Raw genomic sequence first — 6,031 nt, 5'->3', positions numbered from 1 at the left:
GGCGAGTCATGGCCGGCGTGTTCGGCCAGCGTCCAGCAGTTCTTCACCGCCAACCCCGACATCAACCCGGCGACCGCATCCCGCCCCAGCCGCCGCGACTCCACCCGCGCGAACCGAGACGCGATCCGCGCCATCAACCTGTCAAACTCCATCCGCCAACAACCAGGGTCTATGCTTTGGCCCGCGGCCACCGCGAGATCATCTTGAGTCCACACAACCCGAGATCATCGAGCGGTGGCCGCCTCGCGTCCGGGACCGCCGCGCCGCCAGATCACGAACTACGGCTGCCGTACTAGAGCGCGCGCTCTTCTCCTCTCCGGTCCGACTGCCCTACGCTGACCGGGCCATTTGTCCACCGCCCCCACGGTCGCGTCCCGCCCCCTTCTGTGACGCGGCCAGGACAGAGGAGTCGCACCATGAAGATGCCCCGATTCGTACGCGTCCTGCCGGTCCTCGTGGCCGTCGGCGCCGCCTGTCGATGTTGTTCACCGCCCCCGCGGACGCTCGCGAAGTGTCGCCGACCGCGACCCAGGCCTGTACCTACCCGAACTGGGTGGCCGGCAGCTGGTACGCGGCCGGCAGCATCGTGAAGTACACCAACGGGCTGTATTACGCGGCCGAGCACGACAATCCCGGCTACGACCCGACGATCAGCACCTGGTACTGGGAATCGTACAACTGCTCCGGCGGCGGAAATCCGGAGCCGAGCGCATTCCCGGTCAGCGAATCGCAATTCAACCAGATGTTCCCGAGCCGCAATCCCTTCTACACCTATTCCGGTCTGGTCGACGCGCTGAGCGCCTATCCGGGCTTCGCGAACACCAGCGACGACACCACCAGGAAGCGCGAGGCCGCCGCCTTCCTGGCGAGCGTGAACCACGAAGCCGGTGGGCTGGTCTACATCAAGGAGATCAACGAGGCGAACTACCCGCACTACTGCGACTGGGGCCAGCCGTACGGCTGCCCGGCCGGCCAGGCGGCGTACTACGGTCGCGGCCCGATCCAGCTGAGCTGGAACTTCAACTACAAGGCCGCGGGTGACGCCCTCGGCATCGATCTGCTCGGCAACCCCTGGCAGGTCGAGCAGAACTCGGCGAGCGCTTGGAGGACCGGGCTCTGGTACTGGAACACCCAGACCGGCCCGGGCACGATGACGCCGCACAACGCGATGGTGAACGGCGCCGGCTTCGGCGAGACCATCCGCAGCATCAACGGGTCGATCGAGTGCAACGGCGGCAACCCGGGCCAGGTGCAGAGCCGGGTGGATGCCTACCAGCGGTTCACCCAGATGCTGGGCGTCTCCCCCGGCGACAACCTCTACTGCTGATACCCATACCCCGATCAAAGGTGTAGGTGCAGTGGCCGTGCGGCCGAAGCGGGACCACCCGGTCCCGGCGGAGGCTGCACGGCATGAGGAGATTCCAGATCACACGAAGCAAGGTGCGGCTGGCGGTAGCCCTGGCGCTGGTGCCGGCCGCATTCCTTGCAGACAAGGCCGCTGCCGCCCAATCGGCACCACCCGCAGAGCCCAGCGTCGTACGGACTGACACTGGGCTGTTGCGCGGGCAGAGCACCGGAGCCGCTCGCGTCTTCAACGGCATCCCGTACGCCGCTCCGCCGGTGCACGGGTTGCGATGGAAGGCGCCGCAGCCGGTGAAACGTTGGGACGGCATACGGGACGCGTTGACGCTCTCGAGCGCGTGCCCCCAACAGGACAACCCGGAGGCGCCCGGTGGCTCTACAGCCGAGGACTGCCTCTACCTCAACGTCACGACGCCGGCGCAGAAGACAGCCAAGCCACGTGCAGTGGTGGTGTGGATTCCCGGCGGCGGGTTCTTCACCGGCGCCGGGAACAGCTACGAGGCGTCGAAGCTGGCCACTCGCGGCGATGTCGTCGTAGTGACGGTCAACTACCGGCTGGGGATCTTCGGATTCTTCGGCTACCCGGGACTGGCCGGTTCCGGCACGTACGGCATCCAGGACCAGCAGGCCGCACTGCGCTGGGTGCAGCGGAACGCCCGGGCCTTCGGCGGCGACCCCCGGAACGTCACTGTGGCCGGCGAGTCGGCCGGCGGGATGAGCGTGTGCGCACAGTTGACCTCGCCGACGTCGACCGGGTTGTTCTCCAAGGCAGTGATGCAGAGCGGCTCGTGCGCGTTCAACTGGGCTGACAACAGCCAGTACCCGGGCCAGGCGGCGGACTCGCCCTGGGTTCCGCAGAGCACCGTGCAGGCGACCGGTAAAGACTGGGCCGCCTCCCGCAAGGAGGACCTGAAGTGCAAGCCGGGCCAGGCAATGCTGGACTGCCTGCGCGCGGCCGATCCCGGACTACTGGTCGAGGACACGCTGCAATTCACGCAACCGGCGTACGGCGGTACTGCGGTGCTACCGGTGAGCCCGGCGAAGGCGATGAAGGCTGGGCTGTTCCATCGGGTGCCGGTGCTGTCTGGGAACAACCACGATGAGGCGGCGGGGTGGATGGCGGCGTTCAACGGCGGCGACCTCACCGATGCGGACTACCCGCGATTGCTGACCGACATGGTGGGCGCAGCGGATGCGGTGAAGGTGCAGCGCGAGTACCCGCTGGCGCAGTACGGGTCGACTGTGGCCGCCTGGACCGCTGTGACGACCGACCGGATCTGGTCGTGCACGCAGGTCGCCAACGACCAGCAGGCGGCTCGGAAGGTACCTGTGTACGCGTATGAGTTCGCGGACAAGCACTCGCCGCTCGCAGGGCCCGGCCAGGGTGCAGCGCATGCAGTGGAGTTGCCGTACCTCTTCAGCCTCGGTGGCTACGACTTCCCGATGAGCGAGACCCAGAAGAGGCTGTCCGAGCAGATGATCGACTACTGGACCGCATTCGCTCGCACTGGCGATCCCAACGGTCCGGGACGGCCGCACTGGGCTGCGGCCGGGCAAGGCGACATCCGTGGGCTCTCACTGGCGCCGACCGATCAGGGCGGCATCAAGAGCGTCGACCTGAGCACCGAACACCACTGCGACTTCTGGGCCGGGCTCTGAGCTGATCTGCTACGCCCTCTTCCTCCAGCGGTCACCGAGCCGGGTGACGACCGGGCCGAGGAACAGCAGGAAGAGGGCGTAGAAGTCGACTCCGGGCACGAACGCGGCCAGGAGGAACGCGATCACCACGAGCACGCTGAAGACGACGGCGCCGACCACCTCGTGGTCGGTGACCGGGTTGCCTTCCTGCTCGAGTTCCTGGTGGCCCCGGATCAGCAGTGCGAGCGCGGTCTGACAGAGGCTGAGGGCAACGATCGTGCCGATGTACAACCCGGCGGTGAACCGGCCGCTCGGGTAGGTGCCGACGATCTCGGTCGGGAACGGCAGGATCACGATGAACAGCAGCCAGACCATGTTGAGCTGGATCAGCCTGGTGTTGTACGCCCGGACGTGCTCGAACAGCCGGTGGTGCGTGAGCCAGAACCGGGTGATCACCACGAAGCTCAGCAGGAACGTGTAGATCTGCGGCTTGTGCTCGGTGATCACCGCGACCGCGTCATGACCCTCGGCCTGGGACTCCGTCACCACTTCCACCAGCGGCAGGATCAGCAGGGTGACCGCGATCGCCACCACCGCGTCGGTGAACAGCACCAGCCGGTCCGGGTTCCTCGTCATACTCACGGCCGACAACGGTAGCGCCCGGTGCCGTAGGCAACCACAGCACCGGGCGCTACCCACGTCACTTCTTCGCGGGCCGCAGCAGAGTGGCAGTCAGAACCAACGCGGCAAGGACGAACCCGGCCGCTGCCACGAAGGCCGCGCTGTACCCGTCCCTCAGCGCAGCAACCTCCGCCACCCCTTCAGACGCCCGTACTGCGCTCTGCGACGCGGCCAAGGTGGCTAGTACGGCTGTGCCAACGGCTGCTCCTGCTTGCTGGGCGGTGTTGTTCAGCCCGGAGGCAAGTCCGGCATCACCTGGCTCCGCGCCGGACATCGCCAGCATGATCGCCGCGGGGATCCCTACGCCTATCCCGGCTCCCATCAGCGCGAGAACCGGTGCCACGTTGAGGAGGTAGCTGCCGTCCGTCGGGGCCTGGCTGATCGCCAGAAGCGCGACCAGGAAGGCGGTCAGACCTGCCAGCAGGATCGGTCGGCTGCCGAACCGCACGGTGAGTCGAGGTGCGACGAACAGCGACATCACCGCACCGAGTACTGGAGCCGGGAGGAACGCCAAGCCGGTCTGCAACGAGTCGAAGCCCAGCACTCGCTGCAGGTAGAGCGCCGTCATGAACTGGAAGCCGAACCCGGCCGCGAACAGCAGAACCACTACGCCGTTGGCCGCAGTCACCTGACGCTTGCGAAAGATGTGCAGGGAGAGCAGTGGTTGGGCCGCGCGGGCTTGGCGCAGTACGAAGGCTGCTAGGAGGAGAACGGCGGCTGCGGCCAGGACGATCGTCCGCGGCAACTCGGCGGCCGACTCGGCTGTCTGCACGATTGTGTAGACGCCCAGCGAGAGGCCCGCCGTCACCAGCACGGCTCCGAGGACGTCCGCGCCCTTGCCGATGCCCAGACCGCGCTGCGGGGCGAGGAGCCGTACTGCGAGCACGAGCGAGACCAGTCCGATCGGCACGTTGATCAGGAAGGACCAGTGCCAGCCCACGGTCTGGGTGATCACGCCGCCGAGGATCAGGCCGATCGACGCGCCACTGGCCGAGGTGAACCCGTAGACGCCCATCGCCCGCGCCTGCTCCCCCGGCGCCGGGAAGAGGCCGACGATCATGCCGAGGATCACCGCTGAGGCGAGCGCGCCGCCGACACCCTGCAGGAAGCGGCCGGCGATCAGTACCTCGGCGTTGGTGGCGACGCCGCAGAGCAGCGAAGCCGCGGTGAACAGCGCGAGGCCGGCGAGGAAGACCCGCTTGCTGCCGATCAGGTCACCGATCCGGCCGGCCAGCAGGAGCAGGCCGGCGAACGCGATCAGGTAGGAGTTCATCACCCAGGCGAGCCCGGCCTGCGAGAAGCCGAGGTCGCTCTGGATCGTCGGCAGCGCCACCGTCACGACGGTGCCGTCGAGGATGATCATCAACTGCATCGCACACAGCACCGCCAGCGCCTTCAGCCGCGCCCGCTGCGCGCCGGAACTCGGCATCGTGCTGGAACTCTCCGGCGGCTCCGCGTGCTCGGAGGTCGGGCTTGCTGGTTCTGTCGTTGAGGTCACCGGTCGTCTCCTTGTCAGCAGAGCAGGACAAGAACGACCTTAACAGATAGTTCCGTAGCAGACGATCTTTTATTGGATTAGCTTCTCTGCCGGGACCGCCGGACGGGTTGCGCCTCGACCGGCGTCGCCAGTTGACCGTTGACCAGTTCGATCAGCGAGTCGGCGAACGGCGCGCGCTGGGACGCCGCCAGCGCCCCGAGAGCCTCGGCATGGACCTTGTCCACGATCCGTTGGCCCTCCTCGGCCGCCTCGGCGCCGGCCTCGGTGACGGCGATGATCCGCGCCCGCCGATCGGTCGCCGACGGCTTGCGTTCCGCGAAACCGGCCTTCTCCAAGGCGTCCACGGTCGTGACCATGGTCGTCTTGTCCAGATACGCGATCTCGGCGAGCTGGATCTGGGTCCGCTCCTGCCCGAGCGCGTTGATCAGCACACACTGCATCCGCGGCGTCAGCCCGATCTCCGCAAGCGCCGCCGTCAACTGCGTCTCCAGCACGTGCCCGGCATGCTTCAGCAGCCCGGTCAGGTCCGGCACGGTCCGCAACGGTGTCTCAGCCATGAAGTCATCCTACTGCGGGATCATCTACTCACAGATGATCCGACCACAGAACCTTCTCGCGTGACGCGCCCAGCCATTCCGACGCCCAGCAGGCGCAGTGCGCACCGGCTGCCACCCGGCGTGCGGCGAACGGCTGGTGTTCCGGCGGCGGCCGACGTCCGGAAGGCTGGCCGACCGCCGGACAGTTGGTGTCTCGGGGCGTCGGGCGGATGTTTTCAGGGGTGGGATGTACCGAGCGACAGACACCCCAGGTGTTAAGGGTGTCAAGCGGCGGTGGTTTGGGTGCGGTGTGCCC

General features: G+C 67.4%; 5 protein-coding genes. 2 read left to right on the top strand and 3 right to left on the bottom strand.

Features of this window, described 5'->3' with window-relative positions; translation table 11 throughout:
* Window positions 1–511: 511 nt before the first annotated feature.
* Together ACFPJ1_RS21895 and ACFPJ1_RS21890 are read left to right on the top strand one after the other, a co-directional pair.
* Entirely contained in the window at window positions 512–1,327 is an 816-nt protein-coding gene (locus ACFPJ1_RS21895) for a glycoside hydrolase family 19 protein (RefSeq protein WP_380106503.1), read from the top strand.
* Between the two features lie 83 nt (window positions 1,328–1,410).
* Window positions 1,411–3,021, top strand: coding sequence for a carboxylesterase/lipase family protein (locus ACFPJ1_RS21890; RefSeq protein WP_380106501.1), 1,611 nt, complete (start codon window positions 1,411–1,413; stop codon window positions 3,019–3,021).
* Window positions 3,022–3,030: 9 nt separating this feature from the next.
* Here ACFPJ1_RS21890 and ACFPJ1_RS21885 read toward each other — a convergent pair whose 3' ends face one another.
* The 3 genes from ACFPJ1_RS21885 to ACFPJ1_RS21875 form a co-directional block, all read right to left on the bottom strand.
* Window positions 3,031–3,636, bottom strand: a complete 606-nt coding sequence (locus ACFPJ1_RS21885) for a TMEM175 family protein (RefSeq protein ID WP_380106506.1) — start codon at window positions 3,634–3,636, stop codon at window positions 3,031–3,033.
* 64 nt (window positions 3,637–3,700) lie between these two features.
* The gene (locus tag ACFPJ1_RS21880) at window positions 3,701–5,179 is read right to left on the bottom strand and encodes an MFS transporter (RefSeq protein WP_380106499.1); all 1,479 of its coding nucleotides are present in this window, start codon (window positions 5,177–5,179) and stop codon (window positions 3,701–3,703) included.
* Window positions 5,180–5,256: 77 nt separating this feature from the next.
* On the bottom strand, window positions 5,257–5,736 hold the full coding sequence (locus ACFPJ1_RS21875; protein ID WP_380106497.1) for a MarR family winged helix-turn-helix transcriptional regulator: 480 nt from the start codon (window positions 5,734–5,736) through the stop codon (window positions 5,257–5,259).
* Window positions 5,737–6,031 lie beyond the last annotated feature (295 nt).

The organism is Kribbella qitaiheensis (assembly GCF_042657745.1).
Classification (GTDB): Bacteria; Actinomycetota; Actinomycetes; order Propionibacteriales; family Kribbellaceae; genus Kribbella; species Kribbella qitaiheensis.
Note: the sequence above shows the minus strand (reverse complement) of the source record. Positions and strands in the feature narration are given on the sequence as shown.